General features: G+C 72.3%; 19 protein-coding genes and 1 pseudogene. 14 read left to right on the forward strand and 6 right to left on the reverse strand.

Annotated elements, in window-relative coordinates:
* Position 1: 1 nt before the first annotated feature.
* Positions 2 to 6,142: a DNRLRE domain-containing protein gene (locus DEJ50_RS35170; protein ID WP_263399178.1), complete on the reverse strand. Its 6,141-nt coding sequence runs from the start codon at positions 6,140 to 6,142 to the stop codon at positions 2 to 4.
* A 181-nt stretch (positions 6,143 to 6,323) separates the two neighbouring features.
* Complete coding sequence (locus DEJ50_RS06735; RefSeq protein ID WP_150206673.1) at positions 6,324 to 7,451, reverse strand: YihY/virulence factor BrkB family protein; 1,128 nt, start codon at positions 7,449 to 7,451, stop codon at positions 6,324 to 6,326.
* Positions 7,452 to 7,468: 17 nt separating this feature from the next.
* On the opposite strand from DEJ50_RS06735, the gene DEJ50_RS06740 reads away from it, so the two are divergent.
* From DEJ50_RS06740 to DEJ50_RS06800, 14 genes are all read left to right on the forward strand, one after another.
* On the forward strand, positions 7,469 to 9,103 hold the full coding sequence (locus tag DEJ50_RS06740; protein WP_150206674.1) for an acyl-CoA dehydrogenase family protein: 1,635 nt from the start codon (positions 7,469 to 7,471) through the stop codon (positions 9,101 to 9,103).
* A gap of 226 nt (positions 9,104 to 9,329) precedes the next feature.
* Positions 9,330 to 10,637: a GAF domain-containing protein gene (locus DEJ50_RS06745; RefSeq protein ID WP_150206675.1), complete on the forward strand. Its 1,308-nt coding sequence runs from the start codon at positions 9,330 to 9,332 to the stop codon at positions 10,635 to 10,637.
* A gap of 5 nt (positions 10,638 to 10,642) precedes the next feature.
* Positions 10,643 to 11,218: a GNAT family N-acetyltransferase gene (locus DEJ50_RS06750; protein ID WP_150206676.1), complete on the forward strand. Its 576-nt coding sequence runs from the start codon at positions 10,643 to 10,645 to the stop codon at positions 11,216 to 11,218.
* 766 nt (positions 11,219 to 11,984) lie between these two features.
* Positions 11,985 to 12,068 (forward strand): putative leader peptide, encoded by an 84-nt coding sequence (locus DEJ50_RS35395; protein ID WP_309550570.1) that lies wholly within the window; start codon positions 11,985 to 11,987, stop codon positions 12,066 to 12,068.
* A gap of 182 nt (positions 12,069 to 12,250) precedes the next feature.
* On the forward strand, positions 12,251 to 13,954 hold the full coding sequence (locus tag DEJ50_RS06755) for a nitrite/sulfite reductase (protein WP_150206677.1): 1,704 nt from the start codon (positions 12,251 to 12,253) through the stop codon (positions 13,952 to 13,954).
* Positions 13,951 to 14,130, forward strand: coding sequence for a hypothetical protein (locus DEJ50_RS06760; protein ID WP_150206678.1), 180 nt, complete (start codon positions 13,951 to 13,953; stop codon positions 14,128 to 14,130). The genes DEJ50_RS06755 and DEJ50_RS06760 overlap by 4 nt, the downstream gene beginning before the upstream one ends.
* The gene (locus DEJ50_RS06765) at positions 14,127 to 14,828 is read left to right on the forward strand and encodes a phosphoadenylyl-sulfate reductase (RefSeq protein WP_150206679.1); all 702 of its coding nucleotides are present in this window, start codon (positions 14,127 to 14,129) and stop codon (positions 14,826 to 14,828) included. The genes DEJ50_RS06760 and DEJ50_RS06765 overlap by 4 nt, the downstream gene beginning before the upstream one ends.
* Positions 14,828 to 15,403, forward strand: a complete 576-nt coding sequence (gene cysC / locus DEJ50_RS06770) for an adenylyl-sulfate kinase (RefSeq protein ID WP_150206680.1) — start codon at positions 14,828 to 14,830, stop codon at positions 15,401 to 15,403. Before DEJ50_RS06765 ends, cysC begins: the two co-directional genes overlap by 1 nt.
* Entirely contained in the window at positions 15,400 to 16,344 is a 945-nt protein-coding gene (gene cysD / locus DEJ50_RS06775) for a sulfate adenylyltransferase subunit CysD (RefSeq protein ID WP_150206681.1), read from the forward strand. The genes cysC and cysD overlap by 4 nt, the downstream gene beginning before the upstream one ends.
* A gap of 2 nt (positions 16,345 to 16,346) precedes the next feature.
* Complete coding sequence (locus tag DEJ50_RS06780) at positions 16,347 to 17,675, forward strand: sulfate adenylyltransferase subunit 1 (RefSeq protein ID WP_150206682.1); 1,329 nt, start codon at positions 16,347 to 16,349, stop codon at positions 17,673 to 17,675.
* Positions 17,676 to 17,857: 182 nt separating this feature from the next.
* Positions 17,858 to 19,003 carry an aliphatic sulfonate ABC transporter substrate-binding protein gene (locus DEJ50_RS06785; protein WP_223837633.1) on the forward strand — a complete coding sequence of 382 codons (1,146 nt, stop codon included), beginning with the start codon at positions 17,858 to 17,860 and terminating at the stop codon, positions 19,001 to 19,003.
* A gap of 44 nt (positions 19,004 to 19,047) precedes the next feature.
* Positions 19,048 to 19,842 carry an ABC transporter ATP-binding protein gene (locus tag DEJ50_RS06790; protein ID WP_150206684.1) on the forward strand — a complete coding sequence of 265 codons (795 nt, stop codon included), beginning with the start codon at positions 19,048 to 19,050 and terminating at the stop codon, positions 19,840 to 19,842.
* Complete coding sequence (locus DEJ50_RS06795) at positions 19,829 to 20,710, forward strand: ABC transporter permease (RefSeq protein WP_150206685.1); 882 nt, start codon at positions 19,829 to 19,831, stop codon at positions 20,708 to 20,710. Before DEJ50_RS06790 ends, DEJ50_RS06795 begins: the two co-directional genes overlap by 14 nt.
* Positions 20,711 to 20,718: 8 nt before the next feature.
* Positions 20,719 to 21,504 (forward strand): sirohydrochlorin chelatase, encoded by a 786-nt coding sequence (locus DEJ50_RS06800; protein ID WP_150206686.1) that lies wholly within the window; start codon positions 20,719 to 20,721, stop codon positions 21,502 to 21,504.
* A gap of 58 nt (positions 21,505 to 21,562) precedes the next feature.
* Here DEJ50_RS06800 and DEJ50_RS06805 read toward each other — a convergent pair whose 3' ends face one another.
* From DEJ50_RS06805 to mgt, 4 genes and pseudogenes are all read right to left on the reverse strand, one after another.
* Positions 21,563 to 22,567, reverse strand: a complete 1,005-nt coding sequence (locus DEJ50_RS06805; RefSeq protein WP_150206687.1) for a ketopantoate reductase family protein — start codon at positions 22,565 to 22,567, stop codon at positions 21,563 to 21,565.
* Between the two features lie 53 nt (positions 22,568 to 22,620).
* On the reverse strand, positions 22,621 to 22,956 hold the full coding sequence (locus tag DEJ50_RS06810) for a hypothetical protein (protein WP_150206688.1): 336 nt from the start codon (positions 22,954 to 22,956) through the stop codon (positions 22,621 to 22,623).
* Positions 22,953 to 23,534 carry a DUF1697 domain-containing protein gene (locus DEJ50_RS06815; RefSeq protein WP_150206689.1) on the reverse strand — a complete coding sequence of 194 codons (582 nt, stop codon included), beginning with the start codon at positions 23,532 to 23,534 and terminating at the stop codon, positions 22,953 to 22,955. Before DEJ50_RS06815 ends, DEJ50_RS06810 begins: the two co-directional genes overlap by 4 nt.
* Positions 23,535 to 23,548: 14 nt before the next feature.
* Positions 23,549 to 24,804, reverse strand: a pseudogene (mgt, locus tag DEJ50_RS06820) (macrolide-inactivating glycosyltransferase).
* Between the last annotated feature and the right edge of the window lie 30 nt (positions 24,805 to 24,834).

Here is a 24,834-nt window from a genome sequence, read left to right on the forward strand (position 1 = left end):
GCTAGCCCACGCACATCTCGTCCTTGTCCTTCTGGTAGTTGGTGTCCCAGTTGTAGACGGTGGACCTGATCTTGCTGCCGCGCGGGCCGCTGGCGATCATGAACTCGCCGATGCCCAGGTAGTAGTGGCAGGCGCCGCGCGGACCCCAGTTGGCCACCGCCCGGGCCTTGTACTTGTTGCTGCCGGAGACATGGCCGTCGTCCATCTTCTCCCAGCCCCACCAGCGGGACCGGTAGAGGGTGATCTTGATGGAGAAGTACGGGACCTTCGCCTTGCACTTCAGGTCGGCATGGACGTTGACCCGGCCCCGGACCGTGTGCGAGGCGTGCGGCCGGTCGACGAAGCCGCCGCAGCCCCACCGGTTCGCGCCGTACTCGCCGCTCAGGTCGGTGCAGTTGACGGCGTCGCCCGAGCAGTACTCGTACGCGTTGGCATTGCCTCCGTACACCGGGTCGGCGGACAGGAAGCGGCCCGTCGCCGGGTCGTACTGGCGGACGCCCATCAGCATCACGCCGGCCGGCGTGTCCGAGGAACGCTGGTAGGCGGCCAGCCAGTTGTAGCGTGCGGTGGCCGTGCCCTCGCGGACATTGCCGTACTCGTCGGTGTCCGAGACACTCGGCGCCCTGGACTGGTCCAGCGGCAGGGCGACGCCCGCGTCCCCGTGCAGGTCGGTGAACTGGAGCACCACGTCACCGGAGATCCCGGTGACCGCGGCCAGCTCGCCGCCGAGCGAGGAGACATTGCGGGTCCGCAGGTTCGCGGCGGTGTCCTCCACCGTCCACGACGGGTTGTCGGAGCCGTCCTTGTAGTGGTGGACGGCGGTCAGCGAGGCGGTCACCGCGCCCTGGCCGTCCACGGTCTCGGCGGTCCAGGAGCCGAGCCGCCCCTGCCCGTCCAGGTTCCAGGTCTGCCGCCGGTCGCCCGCGGTCTGCGTGCGCACCAGGTCGTTGGCCCAGTACCCGAAGGTGGCGCCGGGGCGGGTGAGGGTCCGGCCGAAGGCGTCGTAGCCGATGCCCGCACCGGTGAGCCGGTCCGCCGCGTCGTAGGTGTAATCGGTGGTCACCGTCACCGGGGCGCCGTCCACCTGCTCGGTCGCGGCCAGCCGCGTCCGGTTGGAGCCGGAGTCGAAGGTGTACGTGCGGTGCCGGTCGCCGTACGCTCCGCTCTCCTCGACGTCCGTCAGCCGGCCGGTCCGGTCGTAGGCGTACTGCCGTCCGGTGCCGGAGCCCGCGCTGCGGGAGTCCGAGCCGGTCTGGCCGTGCACGGTCGGCACCGCGACGTCGGTGAGGACGGCCAGTCCGTCCGCGTCCCGGGTGTAGACGCGGGAGGTGGCGAAGCCGGTCTCGTCCTTGACCGTGGTCAGGGTGTAGCCACCGGGCAGGGTCTCGGTGACGGCCTCGCCGGAGGCGTCGTAGGCGGCGCCGAAGGTGCCCGCGACCGAGTCGGTCATCGAGGTGGGCAGGCCGCGCGGCTCCTTGGCCGTGTCGTACGCGTACGTAACGGTCGACGGCGCCGAGTCGGAGACCTTCACGGCCCGGCCCAGGGTGTCGTACTCGGTGGTGGTGACGTTCCCGGCGCCGTCGTCGTAGCGGACGAGCCGGCCGAGGCTGTCGTGGGTGTAGGAGACGGTCTTGCCGCCGGAGCTCACCGAGGTGAGCCGGCCGCTGACCGGGTCGTACGTCTTGACCTGCTCCGGCACCGCGGTGCCGAGGCCGCCGGTGACGGCCGTACGGGTGACCCGGCCGGCCTCGTCACGGGTGACCGCGGTGGTGCGGGTGATGCCGCCCGGCGCGGTCTCCGTGGTCTTGGCGACCTCGCCGTGCTTGTCGTACTCGTAGACCGCGGTGGGGCCGCCCGCGGGGTCCGCCGGGCCCACCGAGCAGACCTTGTCGGCCCATTCGGGCCGCCCGGCACAGGAGCCGGTGCCCCCGGCCGTCCAGTAGGAGGTGACCCGGGTGGTCGCCGCGGTGCCCCGCGGCCTGGTCTGGGAGCTGACCCGGCCCTGGGCGTCGTACGCGGTGGAGCTGACCAGGTTGAGCCCGGCCGGGTCCTCCGCGGTGCGCAGCGGCAGGCCCTTCGCCCAGTCGTACGTGGTGGTGGTGACGCGGGTGTCCAGGTCGCCGGAGCGGCCGGGGACGGCGGCACCGACGGTGACCGTGGTGGGCTGGCCGCTCACCACGGCGTCGGCCGGACGGCCCTCGTCGTAGCCGGTGGCGGTGTGCAGCCGGGCGGCCACCTCGGTGCCGGCGGGCAGGCCGGCGGCGCCGGTCTGGAGCTCCACCAGGTGCAGCGGCCCGTAGGCGTGCAGCTCCCGGCTGCCGGACGCGTCGTAGACGGCGGTGTTCGCCAGCAGCGCGGCGCGCTCGGCGACGGTCGCCTCGGCGATGCCGAGGCGGGCCAGGCGGTCCAGCGGGGCGCCGGAGGCGGCCAGGGCCAGCTGCCGGTTGGCGGCGGTCAGTTCGAGGACGACATTGCCCTCGGCGTCGTAGCCGGTGGTGGAGATCCGGCCGCCGGGTTCGGCGGTGTTCACCTCGCGCCCGGAGGCGTTGACGTAGCTGACGGTGGCCCGCTGGTAGGCGGCGGCGGTGAGCGCCTCGCCGTCGTGGCCGGCCGGCACCTCGTCCGGCGGGAACACGGCGGTGGCGTCGGTCGGGGCGTCGGTCTGGCCCCAGACGGCGACATCGGCCGCGGTCATGGCGTACGGGGCCTTGGTACCGCCGAGCGGGACGTCGTACACCACGGAGGTGGCCGTGTCGGTGCCGGCGGTCTCGGTGGCCGAGCCCTGCTTCAGGGCGGGGCGGGAGGCCTTCAGCAGCATGCCCTCACCGGCGGTGGCGGCGTCGCCGGCCTTGCCGTAGGTGAAGGTCCAGGGCAGTTCGGTGCCCGGCATCAGCCAGAACACCCGGTTGGCCGCGTCGTAGGAGTACTGGACCTGGGTGGCCTGCGGCAGACTCGGGTTCCACTGCTGGCGGAGCCGGCCGCTCTTGTCGTACCGGTAGGTGGCGACGGACTTGGGCGTGGACACGGCGGCGCCGGGCACGGTGCTCCACAGGCGGAGCTCCTTGACCTGGCCGGCGAAGTCGCCGAAGTCGGCGGCGGTGGTCCAGCCGGTGGCCGTGGTGGCGGTCGCGTAGACGAACTCCAGGCGCTCGCAGCCGGCGGTGGCCGGGTCGGCCTCGCAGGCCTGGGCGGTGGCCGCGGTGCTCGGGGCGATCAGGTGCCGGGGCCGGGCCAGCACCTTGCCGTCGACGGTCACCTTCTCGGAGACCACCTGGGTGGTGGTGTGGTCGGCGGGCAGCCGGGTGCTGGCGACCTGCCAGGTGGCGGCGGCCGGGTCGACCTTGGCGAAGACGGTGATGGTGCCGTCCTCGTCGGTGAGGGTGAAGCCGCCGGTCAGCGAGCCGGTGAGGGACAGCTGCTCGGCGCCGGCCTCGGGCTTCCAGCCGCCGCCGGTGGTGGCGGTGAAGCCGATGGCGCTCTCCTCGGCGAGCATCACCTCCACCGAGGTCGCGGAGGTCTTGCGGAGGCCGGTGTAGGCGGAGTCGGTGATCTCTGCGTAGATGCCGGAGACCCACTCCGGGCCGAAGATCTTCGCCTGGCCCTCGTCCTCGGGGTGGTCGCCCCGGGAGAAGGCGGTGCGGGTGACGGCGGTGCCGGCGCCGGTGGCGTCGGTGGCCGTGAGGGTGAAGTCGCCGGTCAGGCTGTTGACGGAGCCGGGGCCGACCGGGAGTTCGGGGGAGGCGCCGGCGGCGCGGTCCACGGTGACGGTGGTCGCGGGCGAGGCCTCGGTGGCCGCGCCCTGGGAGAACACCGCCCGTACGTCGACCGGGCCGTCCTCGGCCAGGGTGGTGGTGATGTTCCAGGTCAGCGGGGCGGGCTTGCCGCCGCTGACGGCGACCGGCCAGGCGCTCGGCGGCAGCCCGGTGGAGTTGATCCGGACGTCGGCCACGGGCACGTCGGCCCAGGTGTCGGTCTCACCGCGGCGGTACTGGTAGCGGACCCCGGTGTAGGTGGTGTCGCCCTGGGCCATCAGGCCGGTGCGGCGGGCCGGGCGTTCGCCGTCGCCGGGTGCGGTCAGCGCCGCGCCCTTTCCGGCGTTGAAGGAGTACACGGTGTCGGCGGAAACGTTGCCGGCCGCGTCACGGGTGTGTGCGGTGACGGTGTGCGGTCCGGCCTTGAAGACCAGCGTGGCGTTGACCGGGGTGCCGGTGGTGGCCGCGGTGGTCCAGGCGCCGGAGTCCAGCTTGTACTGGAGGTCCTTCACGTCCGCGGCGGGCGGGGTGAAGGTGAAGGTGCCGGAGAAGTCGCCGGCTCCGTTCGGGGTGCCGGACCAGGCGCCGGCCGGGAAGGCGGCGGAGGAGACCGTCGTGGTGCCGGGCTTGGCGGTGTCGACGGTGAAGTTCTGCCAGGCCGACCAGGTGCCGTTCCAGGTGGTGCCGTCGTAGACCGCGGCGCGCCACTTGTAGCTGCCGGGGGCGAGGGCGGTGCCGGTGGTCCAGGGGGCGTTGGCGCCGGAGGCGGTGAACGCGGACTTGCCGGTCTGGAGGGCGGTGGTGCCGGTGGCGGTCCAGATCTCGTAGCTGAGCTGGACGGTGCTGCCATCGGGGTCGGTGGCCTTGGCGGTCAGCGTCGGCGTGGTGTCGGCGGTGGACACCCCGGAGAGCGGGGCGACCGGCACGGCCGCGCCGGGCTTGGTGTTGTAGGAGACCGTCAGCGACGGTTCGAGGGCCGCGTTGTGCGAGCCGTCGGTCTGGTTCGCGGAGTGGTAGCGGCGCCAGGTCAGGATGTCGGCCTCGTCCACGGCGGCGATGCGCAGGCCGTGGTTGGGCTGGCCGTCGGCCCAGGCCTGGACGATCGCGTCGATGTCCCAGGAGGAGTGGCCGGCCGGGCAGCTGGCGTTGTAGCCCTTGGCGTCCTTGTTGACGGCGGCGCCGGTGGCGGTGGTGGCGGGCTGGTTGGCCCAGGTGATCGCGGAGGGGTCCCAGGCGGCGGTGATCCGGCGGACCTGGTTGCCGGAGCCGGTGGTGGCGCAGGTGGAGGAGTAGTACGAGTACAGGCGCAGGTCCGTGTCGAGGATCTGCTTGCCCTTGTACTTGTCCACGTTGAACTGGAGGAAGGCGCGGGCCTTCTCCGCGCCGTTGTACGTGCCCGACTTGAGCTCGGTGGAGCCGCGCTGCGAGGTCAGGTAGTCGTCGTACTGGATCCAGGTGTCGGTGACCGGGCCCATCAGGGAGTCGGTCGGGTCGATGGTGACCGGGTAGGTCAGCTTCGGGTCGGTGAGGAAGGCCATGCTGGGCTTGAGGACCAGGACCTGGCCCTTCCCGTCCGTCGCCTGCTCGACGGTGACGTCGACGGGGGCGATGTGCTCGGCGTCGCCGGAGGCGCGGTCGTAGGAGGAGTCCCACATGACCGGGGCCGGGGCGGTCGCCTGGGCCTTGCCCTTGCCGTCCTCCCAGCGCATCCGCTGGGAGTCGGTCTCGGTGAGCTTCAGGCCGGTGGCCTCCACGGGGATCCGGTACTCGACGGGGCTCTTGGGGGCCTCGTGCAGGACGACCGAGTGGGAGAAACCTTCCTTCAGGGCGGTGACCACCAGGTCGCCGCCGCCCGCCACGGCCTTCTTGTAGGTGGCGGTGGAGCCCTTCAGCTCGGGCTTGGGCAGGGCGCCCTGCCAGCCGATGCCGAGGGAGTGCTTGCCGCGCTCGACCTCGACCAGGGGCTCGCCGGTGCCACCGTCGGAGAGGGCGACATCGGCGGCGGCCTGCTTGGGCCGGATGACGTCACCGGTGTCGACCAGGCTGGTGTCCACGGTCTGCCAGCGGCCGGCCGCGTCCTTCACCCGGACCGGACCGGTGTAGGACACCACGGAGGTGCTGCCGGACGGTTCGGCGTAGGTGGTGGTGGACTCGGTGCGTTCGCCGGTTATCTCGATCCGGCGGTTCTGCAGCCGGGCCATCAGGAAGGCGGAGGGGGCGTCGGGCGCCTCGGCCGGGGCGGCCTTCTTCGGGGCGGTGGGGGCGGCGATGCTCTCCGGGATCTCGGCGGGCACGGCCACCGACACCCCGCCTTCGAGCAGGGTCACGGTCATGACCATCGCCACACCCGTCGCGACCCGGCCGAGCCGGGTCCGCGAGCGTTCTCTCATCTGGTTCGGACTCCTGTGCGCAGGGATGGAACCAGGGGAACGTAACCAACCGGAGCCGCCGTTACAGACCGGCAAGGGTGACCAATAGGACGTCAAAGGACAGTTGGTCACGGCCCGTGATCAAACCGGAACCCGTCGGTCAGTGTGAAGCGGAACGAGTCCGGGGCCGGGCCGGGGCGGCTCAGTGGTGGTTGCGTTCCTTGCGCAGGCGGGCCTGGTAGTCGTCCGGCGGCAGGAACCTGGACCAGCGTTCGGGGAACTCCGACGGCATGCCGGCATCCTCGTCGTCCTCCGACTCGCCCTCGGCCAGCGCCCGCCAGGCCGCCGCCCGGGCGATCAGCTGGGCCGCCTCGGCCTCCCTGGCCCGCTCGTTGGCCTCGCGGGCGGCGGCCGTCGCCACCGAGGGCCAGACCCGGTCGATCGCCGCGTTCACCGCCGCGCCCACCAGGACCGCGAAGGCCGAGATGCCGATCCACAGCAGCACCGCCACCGGCGCGGCCAGCGAACCGTAGATGGTCGGCCCCTCCACCGTGTTGGTGAGGTAGATCCGCAGGAGGAAGGAGCCGAACACCCACATGGCCAGGGCCACCAGCGCCCCCGGCACGTCCTCGATCCAGGGCGAGCGCACCGGAACTGACACGTGGTACAGGGTGGTCAGAAACGCGATCGAGAGCAGGGTGACGGTCGGCCAGTACAGCACCGCGATCAGGCTGGTGCCCCAGGGCACCAGCCGCACCACCGCGTCCGGGCCCACCACCATCAGCGGCAGCACCACCGCGCCGATCAGCAGCGCGATCACGTACAGCAGGAAGGCCAGCAGCCGGGTCTTGACGATGCCGCGCTGCCCGTCGAGCCCGTACATCACGGTGATGGTGTCGATGAAGACGTTGACGGCCCGCGAACCGGACCACAGGGCGAAGGCGAAACCGAGCGAGATGAGGTCGGGCCGCCCGCGGCTGGTCACGTCGTCGAGCAGGGGTTTGGCGATGTCGTTGACGCCGCGGTCGGAGAGGACCGTGCCCACCGCCTGCAGGATGTTCTCCTCGATGCTGGCGACGGTGCGGGTGTCGGTCCAGTTGTCGACGTAGCCGAGCAGGCCGAGCAGGCCCAGGAAGAGCGGGGGCAGCGAGAGCAGGGTGAAGAACGCCGCCTCGGCCGCGAGCCCGAGGATCCGGTACTCGATGCACGAATTGACGGTGTCCTTCAGCAGCAGCCAGGCCATCTTGCGCTTGGAGACGTTGCGGTAGAGGGCCCGTGCCCGGTGGAGCCGCCCCGGGGGCCGCTCGGGTGTTTCTTTTGCTGGCTGCACCTCTTTACCGTATCGGCATGGCAGCCACCACCCACACAGTAAGCAACCAGGCCCCACCCCTTGTGGGCTACGACGTCTACGGCGGTGACCGGGCCCTCACCGAGGGCGTGGAGCGGCACCTCGCCCCCGAACTCCGGGACGAGGTAGGCGATGAGCTCGGCCTGCTCGGGCGCGCCGCGGGTTCCGCGCAGGCCCAGGAGTGGGGTGCGCAGGCGAACGAGAACCCGCCGAAGCTGCGGACGCACGACCGATACGGAAACAGAATCGACGAGGTGGAGTTCCACCCGGCCTGGCACCGGCTGCTCGGCAAGGCCGTGTCGGCGGGGCTGACCGACGCCTGGGGGCGGCCGGGCGGGCACCTGCGGCGGGCCGCCGGGTTCTTCGTCTGGTCGCAGGCGGAGGCGGGCCACGGCTGCCCGGTCTCGATGACGCATGCGGCGGTGCCCGCCCTGCGGGTGGACCCGGAGCTGGCCGCCGAGTGGGAGCCGCGGCTCACCTCGCACGTGTACGAGGAGGGACTCCGGCCGGCGGCGCAGAAGGCCGGGGTGATCTTCGGCATGGGGATGACCGAGAAGCAGGGCGGCAGCGACGTCCGGGCGAACACGACGGCGGCGAAGCCGCTGGACGCGGCCGGGGAGTACCTGCTGACGGGGCACAAGTGGTTCTGTTCGGCGCCGATGTCGGACGGGTTCCTGGTGCTGGCGCAGGCGCCGTCCGGGCTGTCCTGCTTCCTGGTGCCGCGGGTGCTGCCGGACGGCAGCCGGAACGTTTTCGCGATCCAGCGGCTGAAGGACAAGCTGGGCAACAGGTCGAACGCCTCCAGTGAGGTGGAGTTCGACGGGACCTGGGCGCGGCGGGTCGGCGAGGAGGGCCGCGGGGTCCGGACGATCATCGAGATGGTTGCGGCGACCCGGCTGGACTGTGTGATCGGCTCGGCCGCGGTGATGCGGCAGGCGCTGTCGCAGGCCGTTCACCATGCGGAGCACCGCTCTGCTTTCGGAGCGAAGCTCATCGACCAGCCGCTGATGCGGAACGTCCTGGCGGATCTGGCCCTGGAGTCCGAGGCGGCGACGGTGCTGATGCTGCGGCTGGCCGCCGCGTACGACGCCGGCACCGAGCAGGAGCGGGCCTTCCTGCGGCTGGCGGTGCCCGCCGCCAAGTACTGGGTGACCAAACGCTGTACGCCGATGGTGGCAGAGGCCCTGGAGTGCCTGGGCGGCAACGGGTACGTCGAGGAGTCCGGGCTGCCGCGCCTGCTGCGCGAGTCCCCGCTGAACTCGATCTGGGAGGGCGCGGGCAACGTCCAGGCCCTGGACGTGCTGCGGGCCCTCCAGCGGGAGCCGCAGGCCCTGAACGCCTTCCTCCAGGAGGTCGGCGCGGCCCGCGGCGCGGACCACCGGCTGGATTCGGCCATCAAGGACCTGCTGACGGAACTGGCCGACCTGAACGGGATCGAGGCCCGGGCGCGCCGGCTGGTGGAGCGGATGGCCCTGGTCCTCCAGGGTTCCCTGCTGGTCAGGTGGGCTCCGCCGGCGGTGGCCGACGCCTTCTGCGCCTCCCGGCTGGGCGGCGACTGGGGCACGGCCTTCGGCACGCTGCCGCACAGCCTGGACCTGGGAGCGGTGGTGGAGCGGGCGCGGATCACGGGGTAGGCGAAGTCCCCAAACCCCACCGAGCCCGGATCCGGCCCTTGCAGCGGACGGGGTGGCGCCGCGCCGACTCGGCACCACCCCTGTTCCTGAAAAGCCCCGAGGAGGAGCCGAACGCCGCCCCCTGGCGGCGTTGCGCACAGTTTCGGTCGGGCGACCGGGACTTGGCGAGAGTTGCATACCGTTGCAACCTTGGTCCGGCGGTTCGTCTGTCATACGGGGAGGCTCGGTGGCCAACACCGCAGTTGATTTGGCGCGGCTCTCGGCGATGGACGCGCGCGAGGCGGCGCGCCTGCTCAAGGGCGTACGGGCGGCGGCACTGGCCGGGGACCGGCCACCGGCCGCGCCGCGGCCGGAGATCGCCGAGTCCTGGCGGCGGATGCTGGCCGGCGGGGTGCACCCGGACCGGGACCACCGCTCGCGGCTGCTGTCCGCCGCGGAGATGGAGGAGCGGCGGCAGCTCTCGCCGCTGCGGCAGGTGCTGCCGGTGCTGCGGGAAGGACTGCTGCCGGCCCTGGACGGGGCCCTGCACATCATGGTGGTCGCCGATGCGGAGGGGCGGCTGCTGTGGCGCGAGGGGGCCTCGGCGATCCTGCGGAAGGCCGACCGGCTGGGCTTCGCGGTGGGCGCGCACTGGGACGAGGCGGTGGTGGGAACCAATGGGGTGGGCACGGCCCTGGTGACCCGGCGCCCGGTGCAGGTGTTCTCCGCCGAGCACTTCGTCTCCTCGCACCACGACTGGACCTGTGCGGGCGTACCGGTGCACGATCCGCGGGACGGCCGCCTGCTGGGCGTGGTCGACGTGAGCGGCCCGCTGGCCACCATGCACCCGGCGACGCTGGCCTGGGTGAGCTCGGTGGCCAGGCTGGCCGAGCACGAGCTGCGGCTCCGGCACCTGGAGTCGCTGGAGCGGCTGCGGAGCGTGTCGGCCCCGCTGCTGGCCCGGCTGCCGGCCGGTGCGCGGGCGCTGGCGGTGGACCAGCACGGCTGGACCGCGGCGGTGACCGGGCTGGCCCCGGCCGACCGGATCCCGCTGCCGAAGTCCTTCGGGCCCGGCCGGACCTGGATCCCGCAGCTGGGCGACTGCACGGTGGAGCCGTTGCCGGGCGGCTGGCTGCTGCGGACCGACGGAGTGCGCAGCGGCGCGGCGGCGAGCCGGGTGGTGCTGGACCTGAGCCGGCCCGGGGCGTGGACGGCGACCGTGTACGGGGCGGCCGGCAGCTGGTCGCAGGAGCTCAGCCCGCGCCATGCGGAGCTGCTGTTCCTGCTGGCGGCGAGTCCGCGCGGGCGGTCGGCGGCGGAGCTGGCGGCGGAGGTGTTCGGGGACCCGACCCGCACGGTGACGGTGCGGGCGGAGATGTCCCGGGTCCGGCGGAACCTGGCGGGGGTGCTGGCGCACCGGCCGTACCGGTTCGCGGAGGACGTGGAGGTGGAGCTGATCCGCCCGGCCGACCCGGCCCGGCTGCTGCCGCACTCCACCGCTCCGGCGGTGGTCGGGGCCCGCCTGGGCCGGACGGGGACGGGCGTGATTCCCTGAGCGGTATGAGCGAGCCCACCACCTTCACTCTGACCACCTGGTCCCTGGAGATGACCTCCCCGGCCGATCTGGTGCCTTCGCCGGCGCCGCCGGGCGACGATGTCACGATCGTCCGCGCCGAGGTGCCGTCCCCCGAGTTCAGCCGCTTCCTGTACGCGTCGGTGGGCGGTGACATCCACTGGACGGACCGGCTGTCGCTGACCCGGGCGGAGTGGGTGGCGCAGCTGGACCGGCCGGGGGTCGAGACATGGGTGGCGTACGACCGCGGCACTCCGGCGGGGTACGTGGAGTTCGACCCGCAGCCCGACGGGGTGGTCGAGATCGTCTACTTCGGCCTGCTGCCGGAGTTCCGGGGGCGGCGGATCGGCGGGTACCTGCTGTCCGAGGGCATCCGGCGGGCGTGGGACCTGGCGGCGCGATGGCCTGAGCGGGAGCCGACGCGGCGGGTCTGGCTGCACACATGCAGCCTGGACGGGCCGACGGCGATGGACAACTACCTGAAGCGAGGCTTCCGCCTGTTCCGCACGGAAACGGAACAGGCCACGGCCACCCCCACCCCCGGCCCCTGGCCCGGCGCATAGCCCTACCCGGGCGCGGAACCTGGGCCCGGGCGCGCGTAACCCGGCCCGACGCCTGACCCGGGCACGTGGCCCGGCCCGGCGCGCGTACCCGGGCCCGCCGCCTGACGCGGCCCTGCGCGTAACCCGGGCCGTTCGCCGAACCCGGGCCCTGCGCCCGGCCCGGCCTGGCCTGACCTGGGCCCAGCACCCGGCCCGGCGGTAGCCCGGCCCGACGCCTGACCCGGGCACGAAACCCGGGCCGGCACGTGGCCCCGCCCAGCGCGTAACCCGGGCCGGCGCGTGGCCCGGCCGTGCGCGTAACCCGGCCTGGGCCCGGCGCCCACCTCGACGGAGCTCGCGGGAGCCGCTGCGCGGAGCCTTCCCCTACCCACCCCTCCCCGCTCCCCGGGGCTCCGCCCCGGACCCCTGCACCGGGCTCCGCCCGGGAACATGCCGGGCCCTGCCCGGACGCGGGGCTCCGCCCCAGGCCCCCGGTCCAGGCCGGGTGGGCAAGTCCCCCGGGCTCCGCCCGGACCCCTGCGCCAGGCTCCGCCCGGGAAACTGCCGGGCAGAGCCCGAAGGCGGGGCGCCGCCCCGACCCCCGCCCCCCGGCGCAGGCCGGGTAGCGCAAGCCGGGTGGGGCGCAGCCCCCGCGGCCCGGCCGGGGTGCGGCGGAGAGGGGGGTTCCGGGTGACGCCGGACACATCATCCCGCCATTCGGGACGGATCTGTCCGGATGGTGGACAGTAGTGGACTCCTCCAAGACCCGCATGCCACGCTTCCCCCCATGAATGGAGCTGGAATTGCCTTGGTGAGTCGGCGGCACGTCGACCTCGGCCGCATGTCCAGCGCCATCTGTCCGGCGAGCTGACGGAACCAGCACCGCCGCACATCGCCCGCCGTTCCACCGCAGCGCAGCGGTACGGCGCGACGCACCCCCCGATGGCCTGACCGGCCCGTGCCCACCGGCAACGGGTCCGTACCGCCACACCTGCCCCCAACACCGCAGGTCACCTGCCCTTGCCTTGAGCCGCCGAAGAAGGACGTACCGCCATGGCCGCCACCCCCGAAAAGCCCGCAGCCGCTCCCGCTGCCGCGCGCCGCAAGACCGGCCGTCACCGCGGTGAGGGTCAGTGGGCCGTCGGACACCACACCCCCCTCAACGGCAACGAGCAGTTCAAGAAGGACGACGACGGTCTCAATGTGCGGACACGCATTGAGACGATCTACTCCAAGACCGGTTTCGACTCGATCGACCCCAACGACCTGCGCGGCCGGATGCGCTGGTGGGGCCTGTACACCCAGCGCAAGCCCGGGATCGACGGCGGCAAGACCGCGATCCTGGAGCCGGAGGAGCTGGACGACAAGTACTTCATGCTGCGCGTCCGCATCGACGGCGGCCGGCTGACCACCGAGCAGCTCCGCGTCATCGGCGAGATCTCCGAGGAGTTCGCCCGCGGCACCGCCGACCTCACCGACCGGCAGAACGTGCAGTACCACTGGATCCGGATCGAGGACGTCCCGGAGATCTGGCGCCGCCTGGAGGCCGTCGGGCTCAGCACCACCGAGGCCTGCGGTGACACGCCCCGCGTCATCCTCGGCTCGCCCGTCGCCGGCATCGCCGAGGACGAGATCATCGACGGCACCCCGGCCATCGACGAGATCTACCGCCGGATCGTCGGCAACAAGGACTTCTCCAACCTGCCCCGCAAGTTCAAGTCCGCGATCTCCGGCTCGCCGCTGCTCGACGTGGCGCACGAGATCAACGACATCGCCTTCGTCGGCGTCGAACACCCCGAGCACGGGCCCGGCTTCGACGTCTGGGTCGGCGGCGGCCTGTCGACCAACCCCAAGCTCGGGGTGCGCCTGGGTACCTGGGTCTCGCTCGACGAGGTCCCGGACGTCTACGAAGGCGTCATCTCGATCTTCCGTGACTACGGCTACCGCCGGCTCCGCACCCGCGCCCGCCTGAAGTTCCTCGTCGCCGACTGGGGCGCGGAGAAGTTCCGCCAGGTCCTGGAGGACGAGTACCTGAAGCGGAAGCTGACCGACGGCCCGGCCCCGGAGCAGCCCTCCGGCCAGTGGCGGGACCACGTCGGTGTGCACCGCCAGCAGGACGGCCGCTTCTACGTCGGCTTCGCCCCGCGCGTCGGCCGCGTCGACGGCGCCACCCTCACCAAGATCGCGGACATCGCGGAGAGCCACGGCTCCGGCCGGCTGCGCACCACCGCCGAGCAGAAGATGATCGTCCTCGACATCACCGAGGACAAGGTCGACTCGGTGGTCGCCGCCCTGGAGGCGCTGGACCTGCGGGTCAAGCCGTCCCCGTTCCGGCGCGGCACGATGGCCTGCACCGGCATCGAGTTCTGCAAGCTGGCCATCGTCGAGACCAAGGCGCGCGGCGCCTCGCTGATCGACGAGCTGGAGCGCCGCCTGCCGGCCTTCGAGCAGCCGCTCACCATCAACATCAACGGCTGCCCGAACGCCTGCGCCCGTATCCAGGTGGCGGACATCGGTCTCAAGGGCCAGCTGGTCCTGGACGACGACGGCAACCAGGTGGAGGGCTACCAGGTGCACCTGGGCGGCGCCCTCGGCCTGGAGGCCGGCTTCGGCCGCAAGGTCCGCGGCCTGAAGGTCACCTCGGCCGGCCTGCCGGACTACGTGGAGCGGGTCGTCAAGCGCTTCGAGGAGCAGCGCGAGGACGGCGAGCGCTTCGCCGCCTGGGTCGGCCGCGCGAGCGACGAGGCACTGTCGTGAGCGAGCGAGCCGCGCCCTTCTACTGCCCGTACTGCGGCGACGAGGACCTGTTCCCCAACGAGCAGGGACACGGCGCCTGGGAATGCCGGTCGTGCAATCGAGCCTTCCAGCTGAAGTACCTCGGGCTGCTGGCCCGCGGACTTCAGTCCAACACCGCTGGAGGGGAAGAGATATGACCACCATTCAGGACAACGGGAGCCTTCGGGAGCTCGCCGAGCAGGCCGGGCGGGACCTGGAGGACGCCTCCGCGCTGGAGATCCTCACCTGGGCGGCCGAGACCTTCGGCCGGGAGTTCGCCGTGACCTCCTCCATGGAGGACGCGGTCGTCGCCCACCTGGCGTCCCGCGCCTTCCCCGGCGTGGACGTGGTCTTCCTCGACACCGGCTACCACTTCGAGGAGACCATCGGCACCCGCGACGCGGTCGAGGCCGTGATGGACGTCAACGTCATCACCCTCACCCCGCGCCAGACGGTCGCCGAGCAGGACGCCGAGTACGGGCCGAAGCTGCACGACCGCGACCCCGACCTGTGCTGCGCCCTGCGCAAGGTCAAGCCGCTGGAAGAGGGCCTGACCGGCTACCGGGCCTGGGCGACCGGCCTGCGCCGCGACGAGTCCCCCACCCGGGCGAACACCCCGGTGGTCGGCTGGGACGAGAAGCGGCAGAAGGTCAAGGTCTCCCCCATCGCCCGCTGGACGCAGGACGACGTGGACGCCTACGTCGCCGAGCACGGAGTCCTCACCAACCCGCTGCTGATGGACGGCTACGCCTCCGTCGGATGCGCCCCCTGCACGCGCCGGGTGGCGGAGGGCGAGGACGCCCGGGCCGGCCGCTGGGCCGGCCGGGGCAAGACCGAGTGCGGACTGCACGGCTGATGACGACGGAAACGACTACGGAGAAGCAGATGAGCGTGACCGGCCAGGGAGCCACCGTGTGGCTGACCGGTCTCCCCAGCGCGGGCAAGACCACCATCGCCTACGCGCTGGCCGAGCGGCTGCGCGCCGAGGGCCACCGGGTGGAGGTCCTCGACGGCGACGAGATCCGCGAGTTCCTCTCGGCGGGCCTCGGCTTCACCCGCGAGGACCGTCACACCAACGTCCAGCGGATCGGTTTCGTCGCCGAACTCCTCGCGAGCAACGGCGTCAAGGCGCTGGTCCCGGTGATCGCGCCGTTCGCCGACAGCCGGGAGGCGGTCGCCAAGCGGCACGCCGCCGCCGGTACGACCTACCTCGAAGTGCATGTGGCCACCCCGGTCGAGGTGTGCTCCGAGCGTGATGTGAAGGGCCTGTACGCCAAGCAGGCCGCGGGCGAGATCTCCGGGCTGACCGGGGTCGACGACCCGTACGAGGCCCCGGAGTCCCCGGACCTCCGTATCGAGTCGCACACCCAGTCCGTGCAGGAGTCGGCTTCGGCCCTGCACGCGCTGCTCACCGAGAGGGGCCTGGCATGACCACCGCCGCGCATCACCTGCACACCGACTCCGGCGCCGACGCGCCGTACGCGCTGTCGCACCTGGACGCCCTCGAGTCCGAGGCCGTGCACATCTTCCGCGAGGTGGCGGGCGAGTTCGAGAAGCCGGTGATCCTTTTCTCCGGCGGCAAGGACTCCATCGTCATGCTGCACCTGGCGCTGAAGGCGTTCGCTCCCGCGCCGGTGCCGTTCACCCTGCTGCACGTGGACACCGGCCACAACTTCCCCGAGGTCCTCGAATACCGCGACCGCACGGTGGCCGAGCACGGGCTGCGCCTGCACGTGGCCTCCGTCCAGGAGTACATCGACGCCGGCAGGCTGCGCGAGCGCCCGGACGGCACCCGCAACCCGCTGCAGACCGTCCCGCTGACCGAGGCGATCCAGCAGCTGAAGTTCGACGCCGTGTTCGGCGGCGGCCGGCGCGACGAGGAGAAGGCCCGCGCCAAGGAGCGGGTGTTCTCGCTGCGCGACGAGTTCTCCCAGTGGGACCCGCGCCGCCAGCGCCCCGAGCTGTGGCAGCTCTACAACGGCCGGCACGCCCCCGGCGAGCACGTCCGCGTGTTCCCGCTGTCCAACTGGACCGAGCTGGACGTGTGGCAGTACATCGCCCGCGAGAACATCGAGCTGCCCGAGATCTACTTCGCCCATGAGCGCGAGGTGTTCCAGCGCAACGGCATGTGGCTGACGGCCGGCGAGTGGGGCGGCCCGAAGGACACCGAGCAGGTCCAGACCCGGCTGATCCGCTACCGCACCGTCGGTGACATGTCCTGCACCGGTGCCGTCGACTCCGACGCCGCCACGCTGGACGCCGTGATCGCCGAGATCGCCGTCTCCCGGCTCACCGAGCGGGGCGCGACCCGCGCCGACGACAAGATGTCCGAGGCCGCGATGGAAGACCGCAAGCGCGAAGGGTACTTCTAGCCATGACCAGCACCACCGAGCAGCTCAGCGCTACCACGCTGCTGCGCTTCGCGACCGCCGGCTCCGTCGACGACGGCAAGTCCACCCTGGTCGGCCGGCTCCTGCACGACTCCAAGTCGGTCCTGGAGGACCAGCTGGAGGCCGTCGAGGCGGTCTCCCAGGCCCGCGGCCAGGAAGCCCCGGACCTGGCGCTGCTGACCGACGGCCTGCGGGCCGAGCGGGAGCAGGGCATCACCATCGACGTGGCCTACCGCTACTTCGCCACCGCGCGCCGCCGGTTCATCCTGGCGGACACCCCGGGGCACGTGCAGTACACCCGGAACATGGTCACCGGCGCCTCCACCGCCGAGCTGGCCGTGGTCCTGGTCGACGCCCGCAACGGCGTGGTCGAGCAGACCCGCCGGCACGCCGCCGTGGCCGCCCTGCTCCGCGTCCCGCACGTGGTCCTCGCGGTCAACAAGATGGACCTCGTCGACTACCGGGAGTCCGTCTTCGCGGCCATCGCGAAGGAGTTCACCACGTACGCCTCCGAGCTCGGCGTCCCGGAGATCACCGCGATCCCGATCTCGGCGCTGGCCGGGGACAACGTGGTGGAGCCGTCCGCGAACATGGACTGGTACGGCGGCCCGACGGTGCTGGAGCACCTGGAGACCGTGCCGGTCAGCCACGACCTCACGGCCTGCCCGGCGCGTTTCCCGGTGCAGTACGTGATCCGGCCGCAGACCGCCGAGCACCCCGACTACCGGGGCTACGCCGGCCAGATCGCCTCCGGTGTGCTGCGCGTCGGCGAGGCCGTGACCGTACTGCCCTCGGGGAAGACCTCGGTGATCGAGGGCATCGACGCGCTCGGCGAGAGCGTGGACATCGCCTGGGCGCCGCAGTCGGTGACCCTGCGGCTGGCCGACGACATCGACATCTCGCGCGGCGACCTGATCGCGCCGTCCGCGAGCGCCCCGGCCACCACCCAGGATGTCGAGGCGACGGTCTGCCACGTGGCGGACCAGCCGCTGACCGTCGGTGCCCGGGTGCTGCTGAAGCACACCACGCGCACGGTCAAGGCGATCGTCAAGGAGATCCCCTCGCGGCTGACCCTCGACGACCTGTCCCAGCACCCGGAGCCCGGGCAGCTGGTGGCGAACGACATCGGCCGCGTGGTCGTCCGCACCGCCGAGCCGCTGGCGCTCGACGCGTACGCCGACTCGCGCCGCACCGGGTCCTTCCTGCTGATCGACCCGGCCGACGGAACCACCCTCGCCGCGGGCATGGCGGGCGAGTCCTTCGCCTCCCGGGCCGAGACCGCGGTGGCCGAGGACGACGGGTGGGACTTCTGATCATGCCGTCCGACATGTACTCCACCTTTGCGAAGGAGGGCGGTCGCGTAGGCAGCGGCGCCCTCGGCAGTGGCCAGGGAGGGGTGGGCCGATGTGCGCGATGACCGCCTCCGCCCCTGCCCTTGTCCCGCTCCACAGACGAAAACGTCATAGATCATGACGTAACGAGAGGAATGGCCTCCGTGCCTGCCACCGGAACCGCCCGCACCACCGGCACCACCCGCACCACCGCGCGCCGCGGCCTCGCCGCCGCCGCCGCGCTGCCGCTCCTGATCGGCGCCCTCGCCTCCTGCGGGTACGGCTCCCAGGCCAAGAAGGACGAGCCCGCGGGCCAGGTGAAGGTCGCGGCCGACGCGAAGCCGCTGTCCGCGCCCGAGGTCCGGATCGGCTACTTCCCGAACCTGACGCACGCCACCGCCCTGGTCGGCGTCCAGGAGGGCCTCATCCAGAAGGAGCTGGGCGGCACGAAGATCAAGCCGCAGGCGTTCAACGCCGGCCCGTCCGAGATCGAGGCCCTCAACGGCGGCTCGCTCGACATCGGCTTCATCGGCCCCTCCCCCTCGATCAACGGCTACGTCAAGTCCAAGGGCCAGAACCTGCGGATCATCTCCGGCTCCGCCTCCGGTGGCGTGAAGCTGGTGGTGAACCCGGACAAGATCAAGACCCTGGACGACCTCAAGGGCAAGAAGATCGCCACCCCGCAGAAGGGGAACACCCAGGACGTCGCGTTCCTCAACTGGATCGCGGAGAAGGGCTGGAAGGTCGACCCGGAGTCCGGCAAGGGCGATGTCTCCGTGGTCCGCACGGACAACAAGGTCACCCCGGACGCCTTCACGTCCGGCTCCATCGACGGCGCATGGGTGCCGGAGCCGACGGCCTCCAAGCTGGTGTCCGACGGCGGTCGGGTCCTGCTGGACGAGACCTCCCTGTGGCCCGACAAGAAGTTCGTGATCACGAACGTCATCGTGTCGCAGAAGTTCCTCAAGGCGCACCCGGACGTGGTCGAGGCCGTGCTGAGGGGCACGGTGAAGACCAACGAGTGGATCAACGCCAACCCGGACAAGGCGAAGGCCTCGGCCAACGCGGCGCTGAAGGCGGAGACCGGCAAGGAGCTGGCGCCCGCGATCATCGATCCGGCCTGGCCGAGCATCGCGATCACCGATGACCCGCTGGCCGCCACGCTGAAGACGCAGGCCGACTACGCGGTCGAGGCGAAGCTCATCGAGGAGCCCGACCTGGCCGGCATCTACGACCTGACGCTGCTCAACAAGGTCCTGAAGGCCGCCGGCAAGCCCGAGGTCTCCGACGCCGGTCTCGGCGCCAAGTAATCCCGCAATCCCGCAATCCCCCGCGTTCCCAGGAGGTGACGACCATGGCCACCACGCTTGCCAAGGCTGCCGAGGGCACCGTGGCGGCGGCGACGCACGCCGCCCGGATCGAGCACGTCTCGAAGTCCTTCACCGGCCCGGCCGGTACTCAGCTCGTACTGGACGACATCAGCCTTGATGTCGCGCCGGGCGAGTTCGTCACCATCCTGGGGGCCTCGGGGTGTGGCAAGTCCACCCTGCTGAACCTGGTCGCGGGGCTGGACAAGCCGTCGGCGGGGTCCATCGAGACCCCCGGCGGCCGTCCGGCGCTGATGTTCCAGGAGCACGCCCTCTTCCCGTGGCTGACCGCGGGCAAGAACATCGAACTGGCCCTGAGACTGCGCGGGGTACCCAAGGCCGCGCGCCGGCAGGAGGCGGAGCGGCTGCTGGAGCTGGTCCGGCTCGGCGGCGCGTACGGCAAGCGGGTCCACGAGCTGTCCGGCGGTATGCGCCAGCGCGTGGCCCTGGCCCGGGCCCTGGCCCAGGACAGCCAGCTGCTCCTGATGGACGAGCCGTTCGCGGCCCTGGACGCCATCACCCGGGACGTGCTGCACGGCGAGCTCACCCGGATCTGGGAAGAGACCTCGCTGTCCGTCCTGTTCGTCACGCACAACGTGCGCGAGGCCGTACGCCTCGCCCAGCGCGTGGTGCTGCTGTCCTCCCGGCCCGGCCGGGTGGCGAAGGAATGGACCGTGGACATCGCGCAGCCGCGCCGCATCGAGGACGCGGACGTCGCCGAGCTGTCCCTCGAGATCACTGAACACCTGCGTGGGGAGATCCGCCGCCATGGCCAGCACTGAAACGAAGGCGAAGGCGGACGACCTCGCCGGCCTGGAGGCCGGACTCGACGCCCTGGACGCGGTGGAGATCCGCCGTACCCCGGTCCGGGAGGTCCTGCTCAACAAGGTCCTCCCGCCGGTCCTGGCGGTCACTCTGGTGCTCGCCGTCTGGCAGATCCTCGTCTCGGCGAAGGTCACCGACGAGACCAAGCTGCCCGCGCCGTCCGCGGTGTGGGACGGCCTGGCCGACATGTGGCTGCAGGGCACCCTGCTGGAGGTCATCTGGACCAGCGTGTCGCGCGGTCTGCTGGGCTTCCTGCTGGCGCTGGCCATCGGTACCCCGCTGGGCCTGCTGGTCGCGCGGGTGAAGCTGGTCCGCGCCGCGATCGGCCCGATCCTGCAGGGCCTTCAGTCCCTGCCGTCGGTGGCCTGGGTGCCGCCGGCCGTGCTCTGGTTCGGCCTCAACGACACGATGATGTTCACGGTGATCCTGCTGGGTGCCGTCCCCTCGATCGCCAACGGCCTCGTCTCCGGTGTCGACCAGGTGCCACCGCTGTTCCTGCGGGCCGGCCGCACGCTGGGGGCGACGGGCGTCAAGGGCGTGTGGCACGTGGTGATGCCGGCCGCGCTGCCCGGCTACCTGGCCGGTCTGAAGCAGGGCTGGGCCTTCTCCTGGCGGTCCCTGATGGCCGCCGAGATCATCGCCTCCTCCCCCGACCTGGGTCTGGGCCTGGGCCAGCTGCTGGAGAACGGCCGCAACAACATCGACCTGCCGGGCGTGTTCCTGGCGATCCTGCTGATCCTGGTCGTCGGCATCGCCATCGACCTGCTGATCTTCAGCCCGCTCGAGCGGTGGGTGCTGCGCAGCCGCGGCCTGCTGGTGAAGTGACGGCCGCCATGCACCGACCCGTCCTGCTCGTCATCGCCCACGGCAGTCGCGACCCGCGGCACGCGGCGACCGTACACGCCCTCACCCGGCGGGTGCGGGCGCTGCGGCCGGGGCTCCGGGTGGAGACGGCGTATCTGGACTTCAATGCCCCGACCGTGCCGCAGGTCCTGTCCTCGCTGCACTACTCGGGGGTCCGGGAGGTCATCGCCCTCCCCCTGCTGCTGACCCGGGCCTTCCATGCGAAGTCCGACATCCCGGCGGTACTGGCCGAGTCCGCCGCCCGGCTGCCCGGGCTCTCGGTCCGGGTGACGGAGGTCCTCGGCCCGTCGCCGCTGCTGCTCTCCGCACTGGAGCGGCGGCTGGCGGAGGCGGGGCTCGACCTGTCGTACTCCGCCCGTTCCACCACCGGCGTCGTGCTCGCGTCCGCCGGTTCCACCGACCCGGAGGCGATCGCAGTGATCGCTGAAATCGCGCGGGAGTGGCGGCACACCGGTTGGTGCGCCGTGCGGCCTGCGTTCGCCTCCGCTGCCCTGCCCCGCGTGGAGGACGCCGTGCGCGCCCTCCACGCGGAGGGGGTGCGGCAGGTGGCCGTCGCCCCGTACGTCATCGCACCCGGCCGTCTCCCGGACCGCATCGCGGCGGGCGCCGAAGCCGCCGGCGCGGACCTGCTGGCCCCCGTCCTGGGCCCGGCCCCGGAACTGGCCCGGCTGCTGCTGCGCCGCTACGACGAAACCCGTACGGCGGGCACCGCCACCGTACGGTCCGGCCCGCGCGCGGCGGCCCTGACCGCGTAGCGCGCCGGCTCCTCGCGGCCCGGCCGGAGGGGCGGGCCGGCACCGGCTCTTACGGCGGCTATCCGCGGGCGGTGGCTTCGTCCGCGAGGGCGGTCAGGTCGGCGATGGACATGGCGCCCGGCGGGAGTCCCTCGCGGGCCAGGATGTTCGCCGTGTGCCGCAGTACCTCGTTCACCGGCGTCGGTACCCCGTGCAGCCGGCCGAGCAGCGAGATCTCCCCGTTGAGGTAGTCCGCCTCGACCGAGCCCGTGCCCCGGCGCAGGCTCTGCCAGGAGGAGCCGCCGCGGACCCCGTCCGGCGGCTGGTTCACCTTGCCGTCGCGCGCGGCGGCCTGCTCGGCCTCGGTCGCGTACGCGATGCCCGCCGCCGCGTACGCCGCCTTCGCCTCGCGGATCGCCCGCAGCAGCAGCGCGGCCTTCGCGGGGTCCGGTTCCGGGCCGGTGGCCGCCTGGATCGCATTGCCCAGGTTGCCGAGCAGCTTGGCGTACTTCCAGCGCATCACGTCCTCGACCACCGGCGCCTCGAACCCGGACGTGGCCAGGTCGCCGGCGACCCGGCCGGCCAGCGGGTCGGTGCCGCCGGCCGCGCGGCCCAGGTGCAGGATGCCGGTGAGGGGTGCGCACAGGGCCGACACGGTGCCCGGTTGCAGGTAGGTGGACGGCAGCCAGACGCACACCCCGTACACCCGCGCGAACCGGCGGAGCGCCAGCCGCTCGCCCTCCACACCGTTCTGCAGGCAGAACACCGGCAGCCGCTGCGCGGCCGTGCCGCCGCCCGCCACCTCCGCATCGCTCCAGGAGTCGAGCGCGGCGAGGGCGTCCTGGGTCTTGACCCCGAGGAAGAGGACGTCGTCCGCGCGCAGCTCGCCGAGTTCGGCGGGACCGGTGACGACCGGCAGCCGGTGCACGCGGGTGCCCTCGGCCGTGGTCAGCCGCAGCCCGTCCGCGCGCAGGGCGTCCGCGTGGGCGCCGCGCGCGACGAGGACGACCTCGTGGCCGGACTCCGCGAGGCGTCCGCCGAGGGTGGCGCCGACCGCGCCGGCGCCGATGATGATGTACCGCATGGGATGAGCCTGGCACATCCGGCGGCCCGGCCCGTGGCCGGGGCCGCTGCGGCTCAGCCCCTGCGGTCCTCAACGGTCCAGCCGTCGCCCAGTTCGCGGCGCACTGCCGCCAGGACGGTGTCGGCCGCATGCCGGAACGATTCCTCCTGGTCGCCCGACCAGGGCGAAGGTCCCGCCGGGTCGTCCCAGTCGAGTGAAGACTGGTACAGGTCGGCGAGTCTCCTGAGCTCGTCCCTGGTACCGGAAGTGAGGGGCAGCCGCTCCGGGGCACACGGTCCGTACCGGTCGTCGTGGCCGGGCGCGCCCGCCGGGCCCGGCCACAGCGGGGTGTCGACGCCGTACTCGAAGAAGTACCGCAGGCGGTGGGGCGTGCCGTTCGCGGTGGTCACCGGTGACGTTCCCCTTCCGCGACGGCGGTGAGTTCCACCAGCTTGGCGACCGTGTTCCAGTTGCGGGTGGTGGCGTCGATGCCCTTCACCAGGGCCGGCCGGGACAACGCCTCGGCCAGTTTGGAGCGGCCGAGGCCGTGGGGGGCGTAGACGTAGATGACCCGGTCGCCGAGGGTGAACTCCTCCGGGAGGAAGGCCTCCCGGTCGAGGGCCGCGAACCGGTCGGGGGCCGGCTGTTCCGAGAGGAAGGTGGCGTGCAGCTGTTTGCCCTCCAGCTCGGCGGCCGGGTAGGGGCAGGCGTCGGCGACCGCCCGCAGGTAGGGGCCGTCGACCACCAGGCAGGCGACGTGGAACCCGAAGCGGGCCTCGATGGCCCGCTCCAGGGCACGGGCGAGGCCGGCCGGGTCCTGGTCCGGGGCGGTGAAGACCGCGTTGCCGCTCTGCAGGTAGGTCTGGACCCCGGTGTGACCGAGTTCTTCCAGGACCTCGCGCAGCTGCGCCATCGGGACCTTCTTGGCCCCGCCGACGTTGATGCCGCGCAGCAGTGCCGCGTACTTCTTCGTCGTCGAGGTTGTCATGGGCGAACCATAGGTCACCCCTGTGACAGTTCGGCCTCGATCAGGTCGGCAGCCTGCCGGGTGCCGCCCTCCTTGGCCATCTCCGTACGGATCTGCTCGGCGCGGGCGGCGACCTCCGGGTCCCCGGTCAGGGCGAGGACGGCGGCGCGCAGGTTCTCGGCGGTGGCCTCCGCCATCGGCAGGTGCCGGGCGACGCCCAGGGAGGCGAGCCTGTCGGCGTTGCCGAACTGGTCGACGGCCTGCGGTACGGCCACCATCGGGGTGCCGGTGGCCAGGCCTTCCTGGCTGCCGCCGGCTCCGGCATGGGTGATGAACACATCGGCCTGGCGCAGGATGTCCAGCTGCGGCACCCAGCGGTGGACCTCCGTGTGCGCGGGGAGCACACCGAGTTCGGCCTCGTCGGTGAACTTGCCGATCTGGAGGACCAGATGCCAGTCGGGGAGGCCGGCGAAGGCCTCCGCGCAGGCCCGGTAGAACTCCGGCTGCTTGGTGAAGGTCGAGCCGAGGGAGACCAGGGCCAGCTTCCTGCCCTCGGCGGCGGGCGGCCGTTGCCAGCGACCCTGTTCGGTGCGCTCGCCCTGGCAGGCGCCGACGAAGGTGTGGACGGTCTCGTCGACCCGGTCGGCGTTCGGCTGGAGCGCCTTGGGAATCAGCACGATGCTGCGGCGCGGCCGGCCGACGAAGGGGTCGGGGTCGTCGGGGATGCCGTTCTCCTCGAGCCAGGCCCGGAAGCGGGCGTAGTAGGCCTGCCCCCGTTCGGTGGCCTTGAGCGGCGCGGTCATGGGTTCGCCGACCTCTGCCTCGTATCCCTCCCAGGCGACCAGGTTCGGGGAGAGGGAGACGGCGGGGACGCCCCAGCGGTGGGCGAGGACGCGCGCCGGGTAGGAGGTGATGTCGTGGAGGACCAGGTCGGGCTCGTCCCCTTCGAAGGCGGCGGCGAGCTGCGGCAGGGCCTGGATGGCGTCCTTCAGGAAGGGCTCGAGGTTGTCGATGAGCTCGGTGCCCCAGGCCTCGGGGTCGTCATCGGCGGGGAGGGTGGAGGTGTAGATCACCGGTGTGGCGCCGGTCTCCGCGATCTTCTCGGCGAAGGCGGCGGGGATGGCGTAACTGACGCGGTGGCCACGGGCGACGAGCTCCCGGATCACTTCGATGCTCGGGTTCACGTGGCCGTGGGCGGCGATGGAGAACATGGCGATGTGGGCGGGCTTGGCTGAGGTCATGCCCCTACCGTAACGAGACGAGACGTCTCGTGCAACCCGTAATGCGTCATCGGCCCATGGCCTGGTCCGGCTCGCCGAAA

The organism is Streptomyces venezuelae (assembly GCF_008642295.1).
GTDB lineage: Bacteria > Actinomycetota > Actinomycetes > Streptomycetales > Streptomycetaceae > Streptomyces > Streptomyces venezuelae_C.